The sequence below is a fragment of the Daeguia caeni genome (genome assembly GCF_042653845.1).
Taxonomy (GTDB): domain Bacteria; phylum Pseudomonadota; class Alphaproteobacteria; order Rhizobiales; family Rhizobiaceae; genus Brucella; species Brucella caeni.
In genome coordinates this window covers 1-22567 of the sequence record NZ_JBHSEL010000123.1, presented here as the reverse complement: position 1 = coordinate 22567, position 22567 = coordinate 1, and the positions used below count along the sequence as shown (strand labels likewise).

The window sequence follows — 22567 nt, the reverse complement described above, 5'->3', positions numbered from 1 at the left end:
CGATCCATTGTTCAGATATATCTGTTTGAAGTCGTATTTTGCAAGTTATGGTGCGGATGAACATGGAAGGCGAGCAAAGAGCTTGCCATTATTGCGATAATAGTGGGATTTTGCACGGTACTGATTGCTGATGCTCTTTTCTCACCTTAAAAAGTAAACCGAAACGGGAGTGCCTTGCCGGCATTATTCGGTTCTGGAGCAGTTTCAGGAAAGGACCGGTTTCCCATCCGGAACTGCGAAAATAATATGCGAGAGCCATCCAGAGTTTCTATGAAAACCTGGATTGCTCAAGCTGCGTGATTTGGGATCTGGCTGAATTATTGAAAGCAAAACTGCGCAACATTCGCTTTACGAAGCAGGAATTGAAGAGGATTGAACGTCTCGCTTCTGACGATGCGGGGGCGTTTGTTTCGCCTGCAAAGCGCAGGAAACGTGGTCTTGTTTCGCGATTGGCCCATGCCATCTTTTCCCTGTTTATTCTGCTCGCTCTGCTGGGCGGGCTGGGTTTTGTCGTGCTGCGCGGCGGCGTGGACAGCGATCTGTTGCGCCGGGAAGCGCAAAACAGCCTCACCCATATTCTGGGTGCAGGGGCTTCAGCCTCGATTGGCAATACGGAACTGTCGCTCGATGCCTCCAGCTATGTTGCCATAGAGGCAACCGATGTCTCCATTGATGATCCCAAACAGGGTGTTCATCTTGAGCATGTTCGCTCTGTCCGGCTGGGGCTTTCCCCGCTTGGGCTGCTGACCGGGCGGGTGCGGATTGCTGCCCTCGAAGTTTCCGGCTTTTCCTTTGAATTGCCGGTCGTGGAAGGGGCGGGTTTCTGGAAATCCTTGCCCTATACGCCATCGGGCCATGTCAATATGGATGCTGTCGCGGCAGAAATTTTTAACCTGATGCGACGCAGTCTGGAATTGCTTGACGCACAGGAAACTCGCTCCATTCGCATTTCCGATGGCGAACTGGGATTCATGGCGGGCGAAACGCATCACAGCCTTACCATTCGCAATCTGGATCTGACGGATAGCAATGGCAAGCTTGCCATTGCCGGTGCCGTGGAATGGCAGGGCAAGACAATTGAAGTCACTGGGCAGGCTGACCGCAAGGCCAAGGACAAGGCACTGCACGCCTTCAGTCTTGAGCTCAGCAATATTCCCGTTGCTATCGGCTCATCCCCGGCAGTTGCACCTGTCATTGAGGGGCAGGGCGCCAATCCAGCGCATTTTTCATTGCTGTCGAAAGCACAGCTTTCCCTTTCCGGCTCTATCGCAAGCGATTCTGCGTCAGAACAGATTGATGCCTCGTTTGCGCTTGACGACATTGATCTTGATATGGGCCGTATCGGGCAGATGCATGGTTCGGCGGCTGTCAATCTGCGTTTTGTCCAGGGCAGCGACAAGATCGAGATTCTGGAGTCCAGCTTCCAGCTTGGTGGCCTGAAGACCTCCTTCAATGGCGCCTTTGGCCCGCAGCCCTTGAGCGATAATACAACCGACCAGCCCGCTTATCGTTTTGAAGTCCTGACCAATGATGCCGTGAGCAAGCCGGCGGAATCCAACGATGTGCCCCTCCAGTTCGCCGCTCGGATTGGCGGGCGTTTTCTGGTCGAGCAACAGCGCATTGAATTTGGCAATCTCGATATAAAGACCAAGGACGGTGAGCTATATGGTCAGGGCAGCATGGGCTTTGGCGCAGGCTCGCCCGAAATGATCTTCATGCTGCGCATCCCTAAAATGCCGGTCGCCGATGCCAAGCATCTCTGGCCGGTTGATGTGGCCGATGGCGCGCGCAGTTGGGTGCTGAAGAATCTGTTTGGTGGCTATCTCTATGACAGCCGGATCGATATTTCGCTGCCCGGCGGACGTTTCAATGGCCCGGGCCTGCCAGCCCCATTGACGGGTGAGGAAATCAAGGCGGATTTCAGGATTGCCGATACGCGTTTTGACGTGATTGGCGATCTGCCCGCCGTGCGCGATGCGGATGGGGAAGTCTCGGTTCGCGGTGCGTATACCACCATCAGGCTGGACAAGGGCATTGCCTATACCGCAAACAACCGTCAGGTGAATGTCGGGGCTGGCACCCTGATCATTCCATGGGGGGCGCAGCGCCCGGTTATCGCCAGCCTGGATCTGGGTCTGTCGGGCGATGCGGCGGCGATCATGGAACTTGCCGGCTATAAGCCGATCGATATTCGCAATTCCGTTCCCTTCAGCCCGTCTGACATAAGCGGTGAGGTCAATGGGCATGTCAAGGTTGCTTTCTCGGTCACGCGCAATCCGCCCCCCGGCACATTGAAATGGAGCGCCGATTTCGCTTTCAAGGATGTTGATATTGGCAAACCTGTTGGCGGTTCGCTGGTGGCGGATGCCTCAGGCACGATCAAGGTTGACCAGTCCGCCGCCTTCATTGCCGCGGATGCAAAGCTCGATGGCATTCCGGCCAGAGTCACGATCACGGAACCGATCAATCTGTCAGGCGCGGTCAAGCGCGATCAGAAAGTCACGCTTTCGCTTGACAACAAGGCGAGAGACATCATGCTGCCGGGCACGGATACGATTTTTTCCGGTCTTGTTACGGTTGATATCGGTATGGCCCAGGGCGGAAAGCGCCCTGTCAGCGTTGATCTGACCAAGGCGGGCATTGATCTGGTCTGGCTTGGCTGGCGCAAGGGCGTGGGGGTTCCTGCCAGGGCCAGTTTTGATCTCATTCAGAGCGTGGGAGAAAATGGCCAGCCCGACAAGCGCAGGATCGAGATCAGCAATCTTGTCCTGACAGCGGATACGTTTGGCGCACGCGGCAATATCGTGATCGCAAATGGTGATCTGCAAAAGGCTGACTTTACCGACGTAAGACTGAACCGTAATGACAATCTGCGCGTGACGGTAGGCCGGAACGGCAATGGCTACCGCGTCAATGTGCTGGGCAGCCGGTTTGATGCGCGAGCCTTGATCCGGCAGGCGACCGAACTTGGCGAAAAATCAAATGGCAGGAAATCTGATGCTCCCCGTATTGTCGTCAGCGCCCATATTGATGAGGTCGACGGTTTTAATGGCGAAGCGTTGCGCAACGTAAATCTTTCTTATGAAAGCTCCGGCAACAAGATTTCTGGTTTTTCCGTCAATGCCCAGACAATGTCAGGAAAAGCCTTCGTGGTGACGAACAATGAGCAGGGCAATGCGCGATCGATTTCGCTGCAATCCGATGATGCGGGGTCGGTGCTGCGTTTCTTTGATTTCTACGACAAGATGCACGGAGGCAAGATCACGGTGGGGCTGGCAGCGCAAGGCGATCGGCCACTCACCGGCCAGATTGATGCGCGCAATTTCTCCATCATCAATGAGCCGCGTCTGGCAAGTCTGGTTTCCAGCGCACCTGCCGGTGGCAAGAGCCTCAATCAGGCAGTCAAGCGCAATATTGATGTCTCCCGTGTTGATGTTGAACGCGGTTTTTCCCTGATCGAAAAAGGCAAGGGCTATCTTAATCTTTCCAAAGGGGTGGTGCGCAGCCCGACCATTGGCACGACCTTTCAGGGCACGCTCTACGACCAGAAAGGCAATATGTCGATTACGGGCACCTTCATGCCAGCCTATGGGCTGAACCGAATCTTTGGCGACATTCCGATCGTTGGCGCCCTGCTTGGCAATGGCCGTGACGGCGGCCTTATCGGCATTACCTATAAGCTGACGGGCAATGCCAAGCATCCGCATGTTACGGTCAATCCGATTTCCATCATTGCACCAGGTATTTTTCGTTCGATCTTTGAGTTCTAAAAAATTATTAAAAATCAATAATATATATTATAGTCCTGATAATGAGATTTAATAAAAAAAGCCGGATCTTGCGACCCGGCTTTTAAAAGCATTGCATATGATCTCAGGCTGGGCGGATCAGCACATGGCGCTTCTTGCCGAGCGACAGCTTGATGACGCCCTGTTCATTGAGCGCTGACGCATTCACCACCATGCGCGGATCGCCGACCGGCTCATCATTGATGCGGACGGCGCCACCTTCCACATGGCGGCGTGCCTCACCATTGGTGTTGCACAGTTCCGCCAGTACCATCAGCGACAGAACGCCAATGCCATCATTCAGCGTTGCCTTATGCACGCCGACGGTCGGCAGGTTTTCCGAAAGCTCGCCTTCCTCAAAGGTCTTGCGTGCGGTTTCGGCTGCTTCTTCAGCCGCAGCACGGCCATGCAGCATTGCCGTTACCTCGGTGGCGAGGATCTTCTTTGCTTCGTTGATTTCCGATCCGCCAAGGGCTGCAAGCTTGGCGATCTCGTCCAGCGGCAGTGTGGTATAGAGCTTGAGGAAGCGCTCGACATCGGCATCCTCGGTATTGCGCCAGTACTGCCAGAAATCATAGGGGCTCAGCATGTCGGCATTGAGCCAGACTGCGCCGCCCAGCGACTTGCCCATTTTCTGACCGGAAGCCGTGGTCAGCAGCGGCGAGGTGAGGGCATAAAGCTGTGGCGTACCCATGCGATGGCCAAGATCAATGCCATTGACGATATTGCCCCACTGGTCTGAGCCGCCCATCTGCAGACGCAGGCCATAGCGCCGGTTGAGTTCGACGAAGTCATAGGCCTGCAGAATCATGTAGTTGAATTCGAGGAAGGAGAGCGACTGCTCGCGCTCAAGCCGCAGCTTGACCGAATCAAAGGACAGCATGCGGTTGACCGAGAAGTGCCGGCCAACATCACGCAGGAATTCGAGATAGTTGATGTTGCGCAGCCAGTCGGCATTGTTGACCATGATCGCATCGGTGGGACCTTCACCGAAGGTAAGGTAATTGGCAAAAACGCGCTGAATGCCGGCAATGTTTTCGGCAATCGTCTCTTCGGTCAGCAGCTTGCGTGCTTCGTCCTTGAAGGAGGGGTCGCCGATCATGCCCGTACCGCCGCCCATCAGCGCAATCGGCTTGTGGCCGGTCTGCTGCAGCCAATAGAGCATCATGATCTGGATCAGCCCGCCTGCATGCAGGCTTGAGGCCGTCGGGTCAAAGCCAATATAGGCCGCAACCGTTTCCTTGGACATCAATTCGTCAAGGCCGCTCTCATCGGATATCTGATGAATAAAGCCGCGTTCGGAAAGCGTGCGAAGAAAATCGGATTTGAAACCGGACATGCCCATTTCCTGACTAAGAGGCGAGATTGTAACTGGAAGGCAAGCAAGCGCTTGCCGCATTGTGATATACAGGCCTTTATCATCAAATATGCCAGAATAACAAGGATCGTCAGCATGGTTGAATTAAAGCGCGCTATCGGATTGATGAGCGGCACCTCTATGGATGGTATCGACATTGCGCTTTTGACTACTGATGGCGAAAACCGGGTCGAGCGTGGGCCTTCCGCATCCGTGTCTTATGATTCTGCCTTCCGCAACCGGCTGAAACAGGGGCTGCAGGATGCACGGGAAATTTCCGTGCGCACTCAGCGTCCCGGCCTGCTTGCCCGTCTCGAACGAGATCTGACGCTGCTTCATGCCGTTGCCGTGCATGATTTTCTGCATGTGCATGGTTTGCGGCCGGATGATATTGATGTGATCGGCTTTCATGGCCAGACAGTCCTGCACAGGCCTTTGCAGGCACTGACCGTGCAGATCGGAGATGGTGCGCTTCTGGCGCAGGAAACCGGCATCAATGTTGTCTTTGACATGCGTGCGCAGGATATGCGTCATGGCGGGCAGGGCGCACCACTCGTGCCTGCCTATCACGCAGCCCTTGCCCGCAATCTGCCGCAGGGTCTTGGGATTCCTGTTGTTTTTGTCAATATTGGTGGCATATCCAATCTCACTTTTGTCGGCAGTTCAGGCGAGCTTGTTGCCTTTGATTGCGGCCCTGGCAATATGCTGATCGATCAGTGGATGGAGCTGAACAATGCCGGCAGTTACGATGCCGGCGGAAACATTGCCATGAGCGGCCTTGTCGATGAAACGGTGGCCGCACGCTATCTTGGTCATCCCTTCTTCAGCGGCAATGCGCGCATATCACTCGACCGCGGCGATTTTGTCGTGCCGGAACGTGGCGAGATGAGCCTTGCCGATGGTGCGCGCACGCTTGCCTTTGTGACCGCGGCAGCGATTCTCAAATCCGCCACCCATTTGCCGGAACAGCCGCGAACCTATGTTGTCAGCGGCGGCGGCTGCAGGAATGCTGCCATCATGGCGGAGCTGACTGCGTTGGCTGAAAGGGTTGGTGCACGTGTGATGACTGCGGAGAGTGCCGGTCTTGATGGCGATGCGATGGAAGCTGAAGCCTGGGCCTATCTGGCGGTACGCTCTCTGCGCGGCCTGCCCTTGACCTATCCTGGCACGACGGGATGCATTGAACCGGTGAGCGGTGGCATTCTCGTCCGCCCGCATAAATGAAAATCCGGCCAGATGGCCGGATTTACTGAATGGCTTGTTTAGCGCAGGCGCTTCTGGCGTACTTCAACCAGTTCACCTGCAAGGCGGCGTTCCAGATATTCGGCACATTCCGCAATCAGCTCATCGCCCTTGCCGGCGAAGAAGTGATTGGCGCCCTCAATCGTCTTCTGGGTGATAGTGATGCCTTTTTGTGTCTTGAGCTTGTCGACAAGCGCCTGCACGTCCTTGGCCGGGGCAACCTTGTCCTGATCGCCGTGAATGATCAACCCCGAAGACGGGCAGGGTGCGAGGAAGGAGAAGTCATAGGTATTCGGCTGCGGCGCAACCGAGATAAAGCCTTCGATCTCCGGACGGCGCATCAGAAGCTGCATGCCGATCCAGGCGCCGAAGGAATAACCGGCCACCCAGCAGGTCTTGGAATCAGGGTGCAGTGCCTGTACCCAGTCAAGTGCACTGGCTGCATCCGACAATTCGCCCGTGCCATGGTCGAATTCACCCTGACTGCGGCCAATACCGCGGAAGTTGAAGCGCAGCGTGGTAAAACCGCGCTGCTGGAACATGTAGAACAGATCATAGACGATCTTGTTGTTCATCGTGCCGCCAAATTGCGGATGAGGATGCAGGATAAGCGCAATCGGGGCATTCTTTTCACGCGAAGGCTGATAGCGGCCTTCGAGGCGTCCGGCAGGTCCGTTAAAAATGACTTCTGGCATGGTTACTCCGCTGGTGACGGGAAGACCGGTTGCGAACTTGACGTGGTGTGACGTCGCTTCTAGAACCGGTCAGGAATTCATATGGCTGGACACATGCTTTCTGATCGACATTTGAATATGCAGCCTGCATTTCAAAAGCCGGTCTGGCGAAAACATGTGTTTCAGCTCCTGTAGCGGTTTAATAGGCTTTTCTTGACTGAAAATACAAGAAAATTGCGCGTCCGCTTCATCGTATAGGAGATAGGTAAGGTGAGCGCTAGCGGCAAGAGGCTATATCTGGACTATAATGCCAGTGCGCCTTTGCTTGACGAGTCGCGCAGTGCCATCATCAGCGCACTCGACATGATAGGCAATCCCTCATCCGTGCATCGCGAAGGGCGCGCTGCCCGCGCCATTGTGGAGGCAGCACGGCGCAATGTGGCAGCCCTCGTCAATGCCAGGCCTGAGCATGTCTTCTTTACTTCCGGCGCAACCGAGGCTGCTTCCACACTGCTTACCCCGCATTACATGATGGGGCGCGCGCCCGTGCGCGCGTCGCATCTTTATGTCAGCGCGACGGAACATCCCTGCATGCTGGCCGGTGGTCAGTTTTCCTCGGAACAGATCACGATTCTGCCGGTTGATGCGAATGGCATTCTGCGTCTGGACGCCTTGCGTGCCGCCCTTGACGCACATGACCGGGAAAACGGCCTGCCGCTTGTTGCCGTTCAGGCAGCCAATAATGAAACGGGCATTCTCCAGCCGATCCGGGAGATAGCCGGAATTGTCAAGGCTGCAGGTGGCATCTATGTCGTTGACGCCGTTCAGGCAGCAGGGCGAATTCCGCTCGATATTACAGATAATTGCGGTGATTATTTCATCATCTCCGCGCACAAGATCGGTGGCCCCAAGGGCATTGGCGCGGTCATTTCCATCACCGATCTGATGATGCCACGCCCGCTTGTGCGTGGTGGTGGACAGGAAAAGGGCCATCGCGCAGGTACGGAAGCCTTGCCGCTGATTGCCGGTTTTGGTGCGGCGGCCGAAGTTGCAAAAGCACGTCTGGAGACGACAGGCTGGTCGAATGACATGCGCGACGTTTTGGAAAAGGGCCTGATGGCAATAGCCCCCGATGCGACCGTTCACGGGCTGAATGTCATCCGGCTTCCCAATACCACTTTCTTTTCACTCAATGGCCAGAAGGCGGAGACAGTGCAGATCGCCTTTGATCTTGCCGGAATCGCCTTGTCGGCAGGGTCAGCCTGTTCGTCAGGCAAGGTGGGGCCAAGCCATGTTCTGGCTGCCATGGGGCATGCCGATGGGCCGGGGGGGCTGCGCGTGTCTCTGTCGCCGGATACGGACATGGCTGCTGTTGAGGCTTTCCTGCAAGCACTGAAAATCATCGTCGAGCGTCACAAGAGGACAACGCATCAGGACATGGCGTGATCACCACGGCTGCATTACCGACACTTCAGAGAATCGCAGGCAAGCGTCCGGAACGATCGTGCATGCCCGTGCAATTGGCACGATCAATGCTTCATACAGCCCCTCATCGTGAATTGCTGATGTGATCGTGAAAAAGTTGAACAGATTTATCGTGATTTTTCTGTCAAATTTGGCTGACGCGCTTGAAATTTAGTTTAGAGAGGTTTTAAAGAAGCGTCACGCACACTATATTGTGGCGGCAGCCATGCGGCTGTTGCCCTGTGACGTTTGCAACTGTTGGGCCTTGACCCCGACGAGGATGGAGAACGCCAATGCCTGCCGTGCAGGAAACCATCGATCAGGTCCGCGGACTTGACGTGGATCAGTACAAATATGGTTTTGAAACCGAAATCGAAACCGAAAAAGCCCCAAAGGGCCTGAATGAAGACGTTATCCGCTATATTTCGGCCAAGAAGAATGAGCCGGAATGGATGCTGGAATGGCGTCTGAAGGCCTATGAACGCTGGCTCACCATGGAAGAGCCGACTTGGGCGCGCGTCAATTATCCGAAGATCGATTTTCAGGACGCCTATTATTATGCGGCGCCAAAGAACCAGACAGGCCCAAAGTCACTGGACGAAGTCGATCCGGAACTGCTCAAGACCTATGAAAAGCTTGGCATTCCGCTGCGCGAGCAGGAAATTCTGGCCGGCGTGCGCAAGCAGGGTGAGCCGAGCGAGATCGACGGCAATCCGTCGGACAATGTCTATGCGTCTGGCCGTGTGGCGGTTGACGCCGTGTTTGACAGTGTTTCGGTCGTTACGACCTTCAAGGAAGAGCTCGCCAAGGCTGGTGTGATCTTCTGCTCGATTTCCGAAGCGATCCGCGAGCATCCGGAACTGGTGCAGAAATATCTGGCATCGGTTGTGCCAGTGACGGATAATTTCTACGCGACACTGAACTCGGCCGTCTTTACCGATGGTTCCTTCGTCTATGTGCCGAAGGGCGTACGCTGCCCGATGGAGCTTTCGACCTATTTCCGTATCAATGAACGCAAGACGGGTCAGTTTGAACGCACGCTCATCATTGCTGATGAGGGCGCCTATGTGTCCTATCTGGAAGGATGCACCGCACCGCAGCGCGATGAAAACCAGCTTCATGCTGCAGTTGTCGAGCTGATTGCGCTTGATAATGCCGAAATCAAATATTCCACCGTCCAGAACTGGTTCCCGGGCGACAAGGACGGCAAGGGTGGCATCTATAATTTCGTGACCAAGCGTGGCGATTGCCGTGGTGTCAATTCCAAGATTTCCTGGACTCAGGTTGAAACCGGCTCTGCGATCACCTGGAAATATCCGTCCTGCATTCTGCGCGGTGACAATTCGCGTGGCGAATTCTACTCGATCGCCGTTTCCAACGGTCATCAGCAGATCGACAGCGGCACCAAGATGATCCATCTGGGCCGGAATACGTCGAGCCGCATCATCTCCAAGGGTATTTCTGCCGGCAAGTCCAACAATACCTATCGCGGTCAGGTGACAGCTCACCGCAAGGCGGAAAATGCCCGCAACTTTACCCAGTGCGACTCACTTCTGATCGGCAATGAATGCGGCGCCCATACCGTGCCTTACATCGAGGCGAAGAACGCGACCGCGCAGTTCGAACATGAGGCAACCACCTCGAAGATCTCCGAAGACCAGCTGTTCTATGTGATGCAGCGTGGCATTCCGGAAGAAGAGGCGATTGCCCTCATCGTCAATGGCTTTGTCAAGGAAGTCATTCAGGAACTGCCAATGGAATTCGCCGTCGAAGCACAGAAGCTGATCGGCATCTCGCTTGAGGGCAGCGTCGGCTGATTTCTGCCGACGGCCACCTTCGCCATCCCGTTTTTGCGGCTGGACGATGCCAGCCGGACAATCCAAGGTTTATACCCATGCTTGAGATCAAGAACCTTCATGCAAAGATCGCCGACACGGACACCGAAATCATCCGTGGCCTGAACCTCACCGTCAACAAGGGGGAAGTGGCTGCGATCATGGGGCCGAATGGATCGGGCAAGTCGACCCTTTCCTATATTCTGGCCGGTCGTGAAGACTATGAAGTGACCGAAGGCGACATTCTCTACAATGGTGAGTCGATTCTCGCACTCGACCCGGCAGAACGTGCTGCCAAGGGCATTTTCCTGGCCTTCCAGTATCCTTTGGAAATTCCGGGCGTTGCCACGATGGAATTCCTGAAGGTTGCCATGAACTCCCAGCGCAAGGCGCGCGGAGAGCCGGAACTGAAGATCCCGGAATTCATCAAGCGCGTGAAGGAAGCCGCTGCCGGCCTCAATATCGACATGGACATGCTGAAGCGTCCGCTCAATGTCGGTTTTTCGGGCGGTGAAAAGAAGCGTGCGGAAATCCTGCAGATGCAGCTTCTGGAGCCAAGCCTCTGCGTTCTCGATGAAACCGACTCCGGCCTTGATATTGATGCGCTGAAGATCGTCTCTGACGGTGTCAACGCACTGCGTTCGCCGGATCGTGCCGTGATCGTGATCACCCACTATCAGCGTCTGCTTGAGCACATTGTTCCTGATACCGTGCATGTTCTTTACAAGGGGCAGGTCATCAAGTCTGGCGACAAGAACCTTGCGCTGCATCTTGAACAGAATGGTTATGCCGATGTGATCGGCGAAGCGGCCTGAGGAGGGTTGGATCATGAATATCCAGACCGCCGCAAGGCCGAGAACACCGGCTGAAACGGTTCTGATCGACCGTTTTGCTGACCGTATCGGCGAACTGGCTGGCAATGGCGATGTCATTACTGCGCGTGATGCGGCTCTTGAGCAGCTCAAGCTCAATGGTCTTCCATCACGCCGCATTGAGAGCTGGCACTATACCGATTTCCGTACCCTGCTGAAGGGTGTTCCGGCCTTTGATAATGCGGCAGGCGAACAGCCACGCGCGCCGCTCATTGCCGGTTCATCCGTTATTGCCACAAGCAATGGGGTAGCGCTTGCTTCCAGGGCGCCGGAAGGTGTTTCGTTGCGTGCAGTACGTGATGCTCTGGCTGATGGCACGATTGCCGGTCAGCTTGGCACGCGCGGCTGTGACGATGCGATCGGCCAGATCAATGTGGCATATGTCAGCGATGGCTGGCTTGTGTCGATTGCTGAAGGTGCTGAACTCGAAGCTCCACTGGAAATCCAGAATGTCCAGAAGAGTGGTCAGGGTCATACGCGTTTTCCGGTTGAGATCGGCGCCAATGCCAAGGCCACCATCATTGAACGCCAGACGGGCGGTGAGGGTGATGCCTTCTCCACTACAGTCAGCCATGTGAAGGTTGGCGATGGCGCAGAAATCATCTGGGTCATCCTGCGCGATTTTGGTCAGTCCACGCAACTTGCACAGTTCAATGCAACCCTTGGCAAGGGCGCGAAGCTCACGCTTTATGTCGTGAATGCCGGTGGCAAGCTCATCCGTCAGGAAGTGCATGTCAATGTCGAGGGCGAGGATTCCGACTTCGAATTGCGTGGCCTTAATCTTCTCGCCGATGACAGCCATACCGATGTCACCATGACCGTTGGTCATCTGGTGGAAAACACCCGCTCTTCGGAAATCGTACGCAATGTGGTGAAAGACCGCGCGCGCGGCGCCTTCCAGGGCATGATCCGTGTTGCCCAGATCGCCCAGAAGACTGATGCGCGCATGGCCTGCAACACGCTGCTTCTGTCTGATGAGGGCGAGTTTGACGCCAAGCCTGAGCTTGAAATCTTTGCTGATGACGTTGCTTGCGGCCACGGCGCAACGGTTGCCGAACTGTCGAAGGACTATCTGTTCTATCTGATGGCGCGCGGCATTCCGGAAAATGAAGCCCGTGGTCTCCTGATCAAGGCTTTCATTGCCGAAATCATTGAGGAGCTGGAAGACGAGACACTGGTCGAGGCACTGGAAAATGTGCTGTCCGACTGGCTTGCCGTCCATGCCTGATTGATTGAGATGGGGCGCATTATTGTGCCCCGTTTATCTGCCGAATGGCTGAAGGAACGATCATGGACCAGAAGAAACCGCTCAATGCAGCTTATGACGTCGAAGCTATTCGCCGGGATTTTCCGATCCTGTCGCGTACGGTGCATGGCAAGCCATTGGTCTATCTCGACAATGGTGCCTCGGCGCAAAAGCCGCAATGTGTGATTGATGCGGTGACATCTGCCTATTCCAGCGAATATGCCAATGTGCATCGCGGCCTGCATTTCCTGTCCAATGCCGCGACCGATTCTTATGAGAAGGCGCGCGAAACGGTTCGCCGTTTTCTGAATGCCGGTTCGGTGAACGAGATCGTTTTCACCAAGAATGCAACCGAAGCGATCAATACGGTCGCTTATGGCTATGGCATGCCGCATATCGGCGAAGGCGATGAAATCCTGCTCTCGATCATGGAACATCACTCCAATATTGTTCCGTGGCATTTCATCCGCGAGCGCCAGGGCGCAAGACTGGTTTTTGCGCCGGTCGATGATGATGGTGTGTTTCATATCGAGGAATTTGAAAAGCGCCTGACCGAGCGCACAAGGCTTGTTGCCATTACCCACATGTCCAATGCGCTTGGCACAGTCACGCCGATCAAGAAGATCGTCGAGCTTGCCCATGCGCGTGGTATTCCGGTGCTGGTCGATGGCAGTCAGGGTGCGGTGCATCTGCCGGTTGATGTGCAGGATCTCGGTTGCGACTGGTATGTTTTCACTGGCCACAAGGTCTATGGCCCGTCGGGCATTGGCGTGCTTTATGGTCGCGCCGAAATGCTGGAACAGATGCGCCCGTTTCAGGGTGGCGGCGAAATGATTGAGGAAGTGACGGAAGAATACGTCACCTATAATCATCCACCGCATCGTTTTGAGGCGGGAACACCGCCGATCGTGCAGGCAATTGGCCTTGCGGCTGCACTGGAATATATGGAAAAGATCGGCCGTCATGCCATTCTCGCGCATGAGGAAGATCTGCGCAAATATGCGCATGAGCGGCTTGGCGTCATCAATACGCTGCGCATTTTCGGCAATGCGCCGGACAAGGGCGCAATCATCTCCTTTGCGCTTGAAGGCATTCATGCGCATGACGTATCGATGGTGATTGACCGGGCAGGGGTTGCGGTACGGGCTGGCACGCATTGCGCACAGCCACTTTTGAAGCGTTTCGGTGTAACATCGACATGCCGCGCATCCTTTGGCCTTTACAATACGCGCGCTGAAGTGGATGCCTTGGCGGAAGCCCTGGAAAAGGCAAGAAAGTTTTTCGGATGACCGAGATGGATCACAAAACGCAGGATAATGCCGACCATGCAGCCCCAGCGGATCAGCGGGCTGAAAACAAGACGGATTTTTCGGCCTCCGCCATTCCGCAGGATGAGTTGCTGCGCATGACAGACGACATTATCGCTGCGCTCAAGACTGTTTATGATCCGGAAATTCCCGCCGATATTTACGAGCTGGGCCTTGTTTACAGGATCGACATCGAGGATGACCGCACGGTCAAGATCGAAATGACGCTGACTGCACCGGGCTGCCCGGTTGCCGGAGAAATGCCGGGTTGGGTTCAGAATGCCGTGGGTACGGTCGAAGGCGTTTCCAATGTTGAGGTCACCATGACATTCGATCCGCCCTGGACGGCTGATCGCATGTCGGAAGAAGCCAAGATCGCTGTTGGCTGGTATTGATAACAGTTGGCGCTCCACGCGCACGGTCATCCACCCGTGACTGCATCAGTTGCCATATATGGTATTATAATGATGCGTGCGATGACCTTTCAGGCAATCGATGAGGCCGATGATGGCGCCGAGTGATTTGCTGGCGCTCAGAATGGAGCGTCCCCCCGTGAATGGAATTGCCAATACGGCGAGCAGGAATTTCAACGAACGTATAATGAAATAAAGCGGCCATTTCAGCAGGGCCTTGCGTGGATTGCGGCGATAAAGCAACCAGAACTGTGTGTTGGCATGATCCCGGTTGCGTTTGAACTGATAGGAAAATTTCAATCGCGTCGCGGGAACCGTCTCATAAACGATCGCATCCGGGGCCCAGCCGGTCTTTGCGCCCTGCGCTTGCGCTTCATGAAACAGTTTCCAGTCTTCACCACCCGACAGACCCAGTCCGGTATCGAATCTGAGACCGGTTTCTTCGAAAAAGGCGATCCGTCCCAGCCAGCTTCCGGTTGCAATCTTGATGCGGTGATCGAGCCCCTGTTCACATAATTTTCGATGCCGGGTTTCCGTTCTGGCACTATGACATTCAATGGATCGCCAGACCAGACATTGCTGCCAGGTCAGATCGTCACTGAAGGGTTTTGGCAGGACGAGTGAGCCGACAAGGTCGAGATCAGACTTTTCCTGTCTGGCCAGGAGATTGGCAAGCCAGTCAGGATCCACAAATTCATCGTCATCGACAAAGATCAGAAAATCATGCCTGTTTGCAATGGCATATTCGATTGCCCGGTTGCGGGCAAAGGAAATGCCGATATCGTTTTCAACGATATATTCCAGACGAAGATTGCAGGTGTTGATAATATCCTGCACGACATCATGCAGCGTCGCCGTCTGGTTGTTTTCGACGATCAGAAAACTGATCCGGTATTCTTGTATATCCGCAATATTGCTCAGAGAATGATACAAGTTCCTGAGCATCAGTGGGCGGTTGCGTGTAACGGTTGCAATGCATATGGATCTTGTGTTCACTGAGCGCCCCACTGAAACCTGTATTTCTTGGTTGATTATTGTTGATATTTTGCTTGTGGTGAAATTATGGAAGGCCGACCAGAATGGCGCGAACGCACCCGACACGATAAATCCAGACAATATGCCTATATGCAGGAATGTCAGTCATAATGACAAATGCACTTTGTCTGGTAGTTTGAAATAGTCTACATTCAACCACAGATTGCGGCAAGGTTTTTCACTGGCTGCAGATATTCCCCCCCCCTCTTATATAATAATATCATAAATATATAGAATACTGAATAATGGATTAATTACTATGTCGCGGACATGCCGATTGGGCAGCTGCAGGCTGGAATATGCCAGTTTGGGGGCGTATTGGCCGGATTTCGTTATTGAGGAAGGCTTGTCACAGGATTTTGTGCGGAATGGAATGTGCTTTGTTCTTGACCTTGCCACGATGGAGAGGTTTAGCCTTCGCTCGTGTTGTACCGGGGGCAATTCGGATTTGCACGTTAACTCTGAAACGCTCTAACATATTGGTTTTCTGCAACTCCAAACGGAAAACCGGTTTTCACTTTTCCTGAAACTGCTATGGGTGGCAATCAAATGAAATTGCTGATTGAAAAAATGAAATGCAGTGGTTGCGTCGACAATATCACGCGGGTTCTCTCCAGTCTTGATCCGGTAGCAAAACCTGCTTTTGATCTAAAAGCGCATACGGTTGAAGTGGAAACCGCGGTTGACCGTCAGGTGATGCTCGATGCATTGGCGGCTGCGGGTTATCCTGCGACTGTTCTCTAGGAGCAGAATTGTCAAAAGGATGGCTGGCGGGGTGGAAAACGTTCGCTTTCCATCTCTGGTAGTGTGCACCTGAAGCTGTTAGTTTCTCCGGGATTGATTGACTGTCTGGGCGAATTTTGCGAAACCTGCTGTGGTTCTGATTTCGGATTTTGATGGTGATTTGCATGGTTTGCCCATTCATCTGGCCATCATGATAGTCATCTGGAAACTTCGGTTTTCGGTTCACATAAACTGCAGAAACTGTTCGATGGCGAACTCTGAGTGGCGTCAATCGGAAACAGCATTGCGTAAATGACATGGCATGAAAGCCGCATTGTGCGGCAAGGAAGGGTTAGGGCTATGACAGCCGATTTCCACGATCTTCGCACCAAGATGGTCGACAACCAGATTCGCACCACCGATGTGACGGATCACGGTGTTATTGACGCGTTCCTGACTGTCCCCCGCGAAGTTTTTGTTCCGGCTCACCGTCAGCTCCTGGCTTATATTGATGAAGACCAGCCGGTTAAGGGCGAGGGCCCGAATACCCGCTACATCATGGAGCCTTCGCCGCTTGCAAAGCTGATCCAGCTTGCCCGTGTCGGCAAGAAGGATGTTGTGCTCGATGTCGGTTGCGCGACCGGATATTCGTCGGCCGTGCTCTCCAGACTTGCGGGCTCGGTTATTGGGCTGGAAAGCGATTCAGAACTCTCGGATATTGCCACGGCGCGGATGCGTGAACTTGGTTATGACAATGTTGTGATCGTGACAGGCGACCTCAAGGAGGGTTATGCATCCGAAGCGCCATATGATGTGATTTTCGTGGAGGGGGCGGTCGACTTTGTGCCGGATCCCCTGTTTAATCAGCTGAAGGATGGCGGTCGTCTCGTTGTCGTTGAAGGACAGGGGAATGCCGGTGTCGCACGTATTTATGTGAAGGAAAGCGGTGTGGTCGCAGGTCGCACGGTTTTCAATGCTGCGGTCAAACCTTTACCAGGTTTTGAGAAGGTGCCTTCATTCCAGTTCTGATCAAGGCTTTGATACATATCTGCAACATCATGATTTTGTTTGCAGCGGGGCTGACGATGACGGTGGAAATTGAAGCACGTGGACATTAATAATGCGACTTCGAACCAATCGGTTCGATCTGCAGGATTTGGATTTGGAAGAGGTATAAGGTGTTAAAGGCTTGCAAAGGGCTTCTCGCGGCAGCAGCACTCCTGTCTGGTACCATGTTGATCAGCCCGTTGGCTAATGCTGAAACGCTGCAAGGTGCTTTGATAAAAGCATACAAGAATAATGCCTCGTTGAATTCTGCACGTGCTGGCGTGCGCGTTCAGGATGAAAATGTTCCAATTGCCAAGTCTGGCTATCGCCCGCAAATTACTGGCAGCTACAGTGTGAACAGTACGACGTCCAGTGGAACCAATCGTACCACTGGTTCCTTTGGCATTCAGCTGAACCAGATGCTGTTTGATGGTTTTCAGACCAAGAACAATGTTGCTGCTGCGGAAACAGCAGTTTTTGCTCAACGCGAAAACCTGCGCAATACGGAGCAGAATACGCTTCTGGAAGCCGTGACGGCCTATATGGACGTCTATATGTATCGCCAGATTGCCGCGCTTTACGAAAAGAATCTGGCGGCAATGAATGAACAGGTTCGCGCCGCTCAGGCGAGGCTTGAAGTCGGAGAGGGCACACGCACCGATGTTGCACAGGCACAGGCAAGTCGTTCATCGGCCATTGCAAAGCTGAATGGCGCCCGTGCGACCCTGAAATCGGCCGAAGCGCAATATCTGCAGGTGATCGGGCAGCAGCCGGACAAGCTTGCGGCGGCAAGTGCTGCAAAGAATCTGCCCAAATCGCCAGATGAAGCCTTCAGGACGGCGCTTGTTGAGCATCCTGGCATTCTGGCAACCCGATATGCGGTCAATGCACAGGGCTATGATGTGAAGTCCAAGGAAGGTGCCTTGCTGCCGGGGGTTGGCCTGTCGGCCAGTGCAAGCCGTCTGGAGACTTATGGCGGCTCGGTCACTGCAGGCGATGGCAATACTGCTTCGGTTGGCATCAATGTCACCATCCCGATCTATACGGGCGGTCGTTCATCGGCTCTCGTTCGCCAGTCAAAGGAAAAACTGGGGCAGGCTCGCATTGAAGTGGATGTGACGCAGGACAAGGTTCGTCAGGCCATCGCTGCGGCATGGTCACAGCTTGAGGCTGCACGCGCCAATGTGAAGGCAAGCCGCGACGGTATCGTCGCACGCCAGCTCGCCTTGAATGGCGTCATTGAAGAACGCAAGGTTGGCCAGCGTACGACGCTTGATGTCTTGAATGCGCAAAATGATCTTGTGGATGCGCAGATCGCCCTTGTTCAGGCTGAGCGTGATGTGGTTGTGGCAAGTTATGCACTGCTCAATGCAACGGGCTGGCTCACGGTCCAGAAGCTGCGTCTCAATGTGGCGGAATACAAGCCTGAAGAACATTACAAGGCCGTCAAGGACAAGTGGATCGGTCTTCGTACCCCGGACGGGCGATAATTGATCCTAAAGGGACGAATGGCGCCATCGGGCGCCATTTTCGTTTCTGGCTGGTCCTGCATAAAGCTGTGGGTACGATTTTCCTGTACCTGCAGGGGGATTCTCAAAACCTTAAAGCTTCGTTAATTTCAATTCGATGATTCCCTGCTCACAGTAGGCAGCAATTGAGAGAGACGGAAGCTATGGCACAAATATCCAGCGCAGCGCGTGAACCGTCTATGGAAGAAATTCTGGCATCAATTCGTCGGATTATCGAAGACAGCGATGTGGTGCGCCATCCGGTGACAGAAAACATGGCCGCACCGGCGCATGCGACGGTATCCGAGCTTCGCCGCTCTTCTGCTGAGGAAAAAAGGAGCATTTCTGAAGACAGGCAGGGTGTTGAAGCCCTGAATGTGCCCGAAACTGTTTCCACCGTGCCTGCCGAAATGGAAGCCAGCGCAGAAGTCCCCGCGGTCAGCGTGGCCATTGAGGAAGAGTCCTGCGCGGCTTCAATTTCTGAGATGATTGCTGCTGAAGCAGACGAAATCCATGAGGCGGAAGAAGAAGGCATGGACGTGCCTCAGGCTGCCCTTGCAACGCATGAGCCGGTTGCGGCAACTGCCGATTCTGAGCCTGTCACGGCTGCACCGGAAGTCGAAGAAGCAGAGGAGATGGCGATGACAGAGGAAGATGCCGGACGTATTCTTTCACAAGCGACGGCGCGTCATGTATCGGCTGTCTTTCAGGATCTCAATCATGCGGTTCATTCCGGGCCGCGCCGTTCCTTCGATGAAATTGCATCGGATGTTCTGCGTCCGATGTTGCAGGACTGGCTGGACAAGAATTTGCCAGAACTGGTGGAGCGTCTGGTGCGCGAGGAGATCGAGCGCATCGTGCAAGGGGCACGTTAAAGCTGTTCCAGGAGAAGCGGGTACCGTTTTCGACCTGAATTGCAGGAATACAATATGCAGGATTGGCGCGCGTCATGCGTAAGGCCGCATTGACTGCCTTGTAAGCCATATTTCGTGACATAATGACCCGTCTGCTTGGCAGATGGGTTTGTTTTTACTGCAATATGGGTGTTCTGGTGCACTTTTGAAGTGATTTGTCAGCCGTTAATTGCTATTGAGCCTCAACTCTTTGATTGCGAAAAGACCGGATAAATCCATGCTCGACAAGACCTATGATGCTGCGGCGATAGAACCGAAAATTGCCGAACGCTGGGAAAAGGCAGGGGCTTTCAAGGCAGGCGCAGGTGCCAAGCCCGGTGCAGATCCTTTCGCCGTTGTGATTCCGCCGCCAAACGTGACTGGATCGTTGCATATGGGGCATGCCCTCAACAATACGATTCAGGATATCATGGTCCGTTTTGAGCGCATGCGTGGCAAGAATGTATTGTGGCAACCGGGCATGGATCATGCCGGTATTGCCACCCAGATGGTGGTGGAGCGCCAGCTTGCGCAGCGCAAGGAGCCAAGCCGCCACGAAATGGGCCGCGAGAAATTCGTTGAACGCGTCTGGCAGTGGAAGGCTGAATCGGGCGGTATGATCGCCAACCAGCTGCGCCGCCTTGGTGCGTCCTGCGACTGGTCGCGTGAGCGCTTCACCATGGATGAAGGGCTGTCGCGTGCTGTTCTGGAAGTCTTTGTGACGCTGTACAAACAGGGCCTGATCTATCGCGACAAGCGCCTTGTCAACTGGGATCCAAAACTGCTGACGGCAATTTCGGATATTGAGGTTGAGTCGCGCGAAATGAAGGGCCATCTGTGGCATTTCCGCTATCCGCTGGAAAATGTCGCTTTTGATCCTGAAAATCCGCAGACCTATATTGTCGTTGCCACCACGCGTCCGGAAACCATGCTGGGTGATACGGGTGTGGCGGTGAATCCGAATGATGAGCGCTATCAGGCACATGTCGGCAAGAATGTCGTTCTGCCGCTTGTCGGTCGCCGTATTCCGATCGTTGCCGATGATTATGCCGATCCGGAAGCCGGCTCCGGCGCGGTCAAGATAACGCCTGCCCACGACTTCAACGACTTCGAAGTCGGCAAGCGCAATAATCTGCGCGCCATCAACATCATGACGGCGAATGCGTCAATCACGCTCAGGGACAATGCCGATTTTCTTGAAGGCTTGTCGCTCACGCCGGAACTGAAGGCGCTGATTGATGAGCTGGATGGCCAGGATCGATTCAAGGTTCGTGTCCGCATTGTCGAACTGATGCAGGAACGCGGCTATCTGGAAAAGATCGAGGATCATGTTCATGCCGTGCCGCATGGTGACCGCGGCGGCGTGCCGATCGAACCTTATCTGACCGATCAGTGGTATGTGAACGCTGCCGAGCTGGCCAAGCCGGCCATGGCCGCCGTTCGCGAAGGCCGCACGCAGATTGTGCCGAAGAACTGGGAGAAGACCTATTTCGACTGGATGGAAAACATTCAGCCATGGTGTGTGTCGCGCCAGTTGTGGTGGGGACACCAGATCCCGGCTTGGTATGGTCCGGATGGCACATGCTTCGTGGAAAAAAGTGAAGATGAAGCCAAAGCCGCCGCACGTGCGCATTATGGCAAGGATGTCGAGCTTGAACGCGACAGCGACGTGCTCGACACATGGTTCTCGTCAGCACTCTGGCCATTCTCGACGCTTGGCTGGCCGGATCAGACGCCTGAGCTTGCAACCTATTACCCGACCAGCGTTCTGGTGACAGGCTTTGACATCCTGTTCTTCTGGGTCGCGCGCATGATGATGATGGGCCTTCATTTCATGAAGGAAATCCCGTTCCATACCGTCTATCTGCATGCTCTGGTGCGCGACAAGCACGGCGCGAAAATGTCGAAGTCGAAGGGCAATGTCATCGATCCATTGGAACTGATGGATGAATATGGCGCGGATGCACTGCGTTTCACCCTCGCCATCATGGCGGCTCAGGGCCGTGATGTGAAGCTCGATCCGGCACGCATTGCCGGTTATCGCAATTTCGGCACCAAGCTGTGGAATGCAACACGTTTTGCCCAGATGAACGGTGTCAGGCTTGATCCGGATTTCCGTCCGGACAATGCCAAGCTAACCGTCAATCGCTGGATCCTCACCGAATTGACCAAGGCATGCCGCGCCGTCACCGAAGGTATAGCTCAATACCGCTTCAATGATGCGGCCAGTGCGGCCTATCGCTTTGTCTGGAACCAGTTCTGCGATTGGTATCTTGAGCTGCTGAAGCCAATCTTCATGGGCGAGGATGAAGCCGCCAAGGCAGAAGCACAGGCAACGTCTGCTTACTGTCTGGATCAGATCTACAAGATCCTGCATCCGTTCATGCCGTTCATGACGGAAGAGCTCTGGGCGCTTACTGCAGGCGAAGGCAAGGAGCGTGAGACCGTTCTGGCGCTTGCTTCCTGGCCGGAGCTTTCCTTCGAGGATGAAGAGGCTGCAAGCGATATAAATTGGCTGGTCGATCTGGTCAGTGGCATTCGTTCTGTGCGTGCCGAAATGAATGTCCCGGCTGGCGCGGTTGCGCCAATCGTCGTACTGGATGCGAATGCGCAGACCAGGGACCGCTTTGCCCGTCATGATGCGGCGATCAAGCGTCTTGCCCGCGTCGAAAGCGTCACGTTTGAAGCTGTCGCCCCGAAGGGGGCAGCCCAATTGCTGCTCGGCGAGGCCACCATTGCCATCCCGCTTGGCAACCTGATTGACCTCAAGGCCGAAGCAGCTCGCCTTGCAAAGGAGGCAGCCAAGGTGACAGCCGACATTGAACGCACGAAGGGAAAGCTTGCCAATGAAAAGTTCGTTGCCAATGCGCGTGAAGAGGTTGTCGAGGCTGAACGCGAACGTCTGGCTGAGCTGAAGGAAACGCTTGAGCGTATTGAAGTTGCTCAGGCCCGCATCAGGGACGCAGGCTAGTTTCAGCTCTCAAATCGAATCAAAAAGCCCGGAAGCCAACACTTCCGGGCTTTTTGTTTTGATAATCCCGGACAGGATTCCATACTTCAGGCGTAACCATTTGTGCTAACTAGAGCATTTCACTTTTTGATGGAACCATATCCAGCACTGGCGAAGTAGTTTAAGCATTCGCCAGGTTGGATTGTCTGAATG

16 protein-coding genes are annotated in these 22567 nt (G+C 54.4%); 13 read left to right on the top strand and 3 right to left on the bottom strand.

The features are described 5' to 3' along the window. Positions 1–362: 362 nt before the first annotated feature. Complete coding sequence (locus tag ACFO1V_RS13405) at positions 363–3770, top strand: RNA-binding protein (protein ID WP_374832421.1); 3408 nt, start codon at positions 363–365, stop codon at positions 3768–3770. 103 nt (positions 3771–3873) lie between these two features. Here the strand turns inward: ACFO1V_RS13405 and tyrS are convergent, their stop codons facing one another. Then, a complete protein-coding gene (gene tyrS / locus ACFO1V_RS13400) occupies positions 3874–5127 on the bottom strand; it encodes a tyrosine--tRNA ligase (RefSeq protein ID WP_374832419.1) in 1254 nt (417 codons plus the stop codon). Positions 5128–5241: 114 nt separating this feature from the next. Between tyrS and ACFO1V_RS13395 the strand changes: the two genes are divergently transcribed. Further along, positions 5242–6369, top strand: a complete 1128-nt coding sequence (locus ACFO1V_RS13395) for an anhydro-N-acetylmuramic acid kinase (RefSeq protein WP_374832417.1) — start codon at positions 5242–5244, stop codon at positions 6367–6369. Between the two features lie 38 nt (positions 6370–6407). Here ACFO1V_RS13395 and ACFO1V_RS13390 read toward each other — a convergent pair whose 3' ends face one another. Beyond that, the gene (locus tag ACFO1V_RS13390) at positions 6408–7082 is read right to left on the bottom strand and encodes an alpha/beta hydrolase (RefSeq protein ID WP_374832415.1); all 675 of its coding nucleotides are present in this window, start codon (positions 7080–7082) and stop codon (positions 6408–6410) included. Between the two features lie 249 nt (positions 7083–7331). Between ACFO1V_RS13390 and ACFO1V_RS13385 the strand changes: the two genes are divergently transcribed. The 6 genes from ACFO1V_RS13385 to ACFO1V_RS13360 all read left to right on the top strand — a co-directional run bounded on the left by ACFO1V_RS13385 (position 7332) and on the right by ACFO1V_RS13360 (position 14180). Beyond that, complete coding sequence (locus ACFO1V_RS13385; protein ID WP_374832413.1) at positions 7332–8507, top strand: cysteine desulfurase family protein; 1176 nt, start codon at positions 7332–7334, stop codon at positions 8505–8507. A gap of 311 nt (positions 8508–8818) precedes the next feature. Continuing rightward, complete coding sequence (sufB, locus tag ACFO1V_RS13380; protein WP_374832411.1) at positions 8819–10342, top strand: Fe-S cluster assembly protein SufB; 1524 nt, start codon at positions 8819–8821, stop codon at positions 10340–10342. A 77-nt stretch (positions 10343–10419) separates the two neighbouring features. Then, a complete protein-coding gene (gene sufC, locus ACFO1V_RS13375) occupies positions 10420–11175 on the top strand; it encodes a Fe-S cluster assembly ATPase SufC (RefSeq protein WP_374832409.1) in 756 nt (251 codons plus the stop codon). A gap of 13 nt (positions 11176–11188) precedes the next feature. Then, positions 11189–12460: a Fe-S cluster assembly protein SufD gene (gene sufD / locus ACFO1V_RS13370; protein ID WP_374832407.1), complete on the top strand. Its 1272-nt coding sequence runs from the start codon at positions 11189–11191 to the stop codon at positions 12458–12460. 62 nt (positions 12461–12522) lie between these two features. After that, positions 12523–13767: a cysteine desulfurase gene (locus ACFO1V_RS13365; RefSeq protein WP_374832405.1), complete on the top strand. Its 1245-nt coding sequence runs from the start codon at positions 12523–12525 to the stop codon at positions 13765–13767. Then, a complete protein-coding gene (locus ACFO1V_RS13360) occupies positions 13764–14180 on the top strand; it encodes an SUF system Fe-S cluster assembly protein (RefSeq protein WP_374832403.1) in 417 nt (138 codons plus the stop codon). The genes ACFO1V_RS13365 and ACFO1V_RS13360 overlap by 4 nt, the downstream gene beginning before the upstream one ends. A gap of 45 nt (positions 14181–14225) precedes the next feature. Here the strand turns inward: ACFO1V_RS13360 and ACFO1V_RS13355 are convergent, their stop codons facing one another. Beyond that, complete coding sequence (locus ACFO1V_RS13355; protein ID WP_374832401.1) at positions 14226–15194, bottom strand: glycosyltransferase family 2 protein; 969 nt, start codon at positions 15192–15194, stop codon at positions 14226–14228. A 588-nt stretch (positions 15195–15782) separates the two neighbouring features. Between ACFO1V_RS13355 and ACFO1V_RS13350 the strand changes: the two genes are divergently transcribed. From ACFO1V_RS13350 to ACFO1V_RS13330, 5 genes are all read left to right on the top strand, one after another. Next, positions 15783–15977: a heavy-metal-associated domain-containing protein gene (locus ACFO1V_RS13350; protein WP_374832399.1), complete on the top strand. Its 195-nt coding sequence runs from the start codon at positions 15783–15785 to the stop codon at positions 15975–15977. A gap of 339 nt (positions 15978–16316) precedes the next feature. Next, positions 16317–16985 carry a protein-L-isoaspartate O-methyltransferase family protein gene (locus tag ACFO1V_RS13345; protein WP_374832397.1) on the top strand — a complete coding sequence of 223 codons (669 nt, stop codon included), beginning with the start codon at positions 16317–16319 and terminating at the stop codon, positions 16983–16985. 149 nt (positions 16986–17134) lie between these two features. Continuing rightward, positions 17135–18493, top strand: coding sequence for a TolC family outer membrane protein (locus tag ACFO1V_RS13340; RefSeq protein WP_374832395.1), 1359 nt, complete (start codon positions 17135–17137; stop codon positions 18491–18493). 182 nt (positions 18494–18675) lie between these two features. Continuing rightward, on the top strand, positions 18676–19386 hold the full coding sequence (locus tag ACFO1V_RS13335; RefSeq protein ID WP_374832393.1) for a PopZ family protein: 711 nt from the start codon (positions 18676–18678) through the stop codon (positions 19384–19386). Positions 19387–19642: 256 nt separating this feature from the next. Continuing rightward, positions 19643–22375, top strand: a complete 2733-nt coding sequence (locus ACFO1V_RS13330; protein WP_374832391.1) for a valine--tRNA ligase — start codon at positions 19643–19645, stop codon at positions 22373–22375. Positions 22376–22567 lie beyond the last annotated feature (192 nt).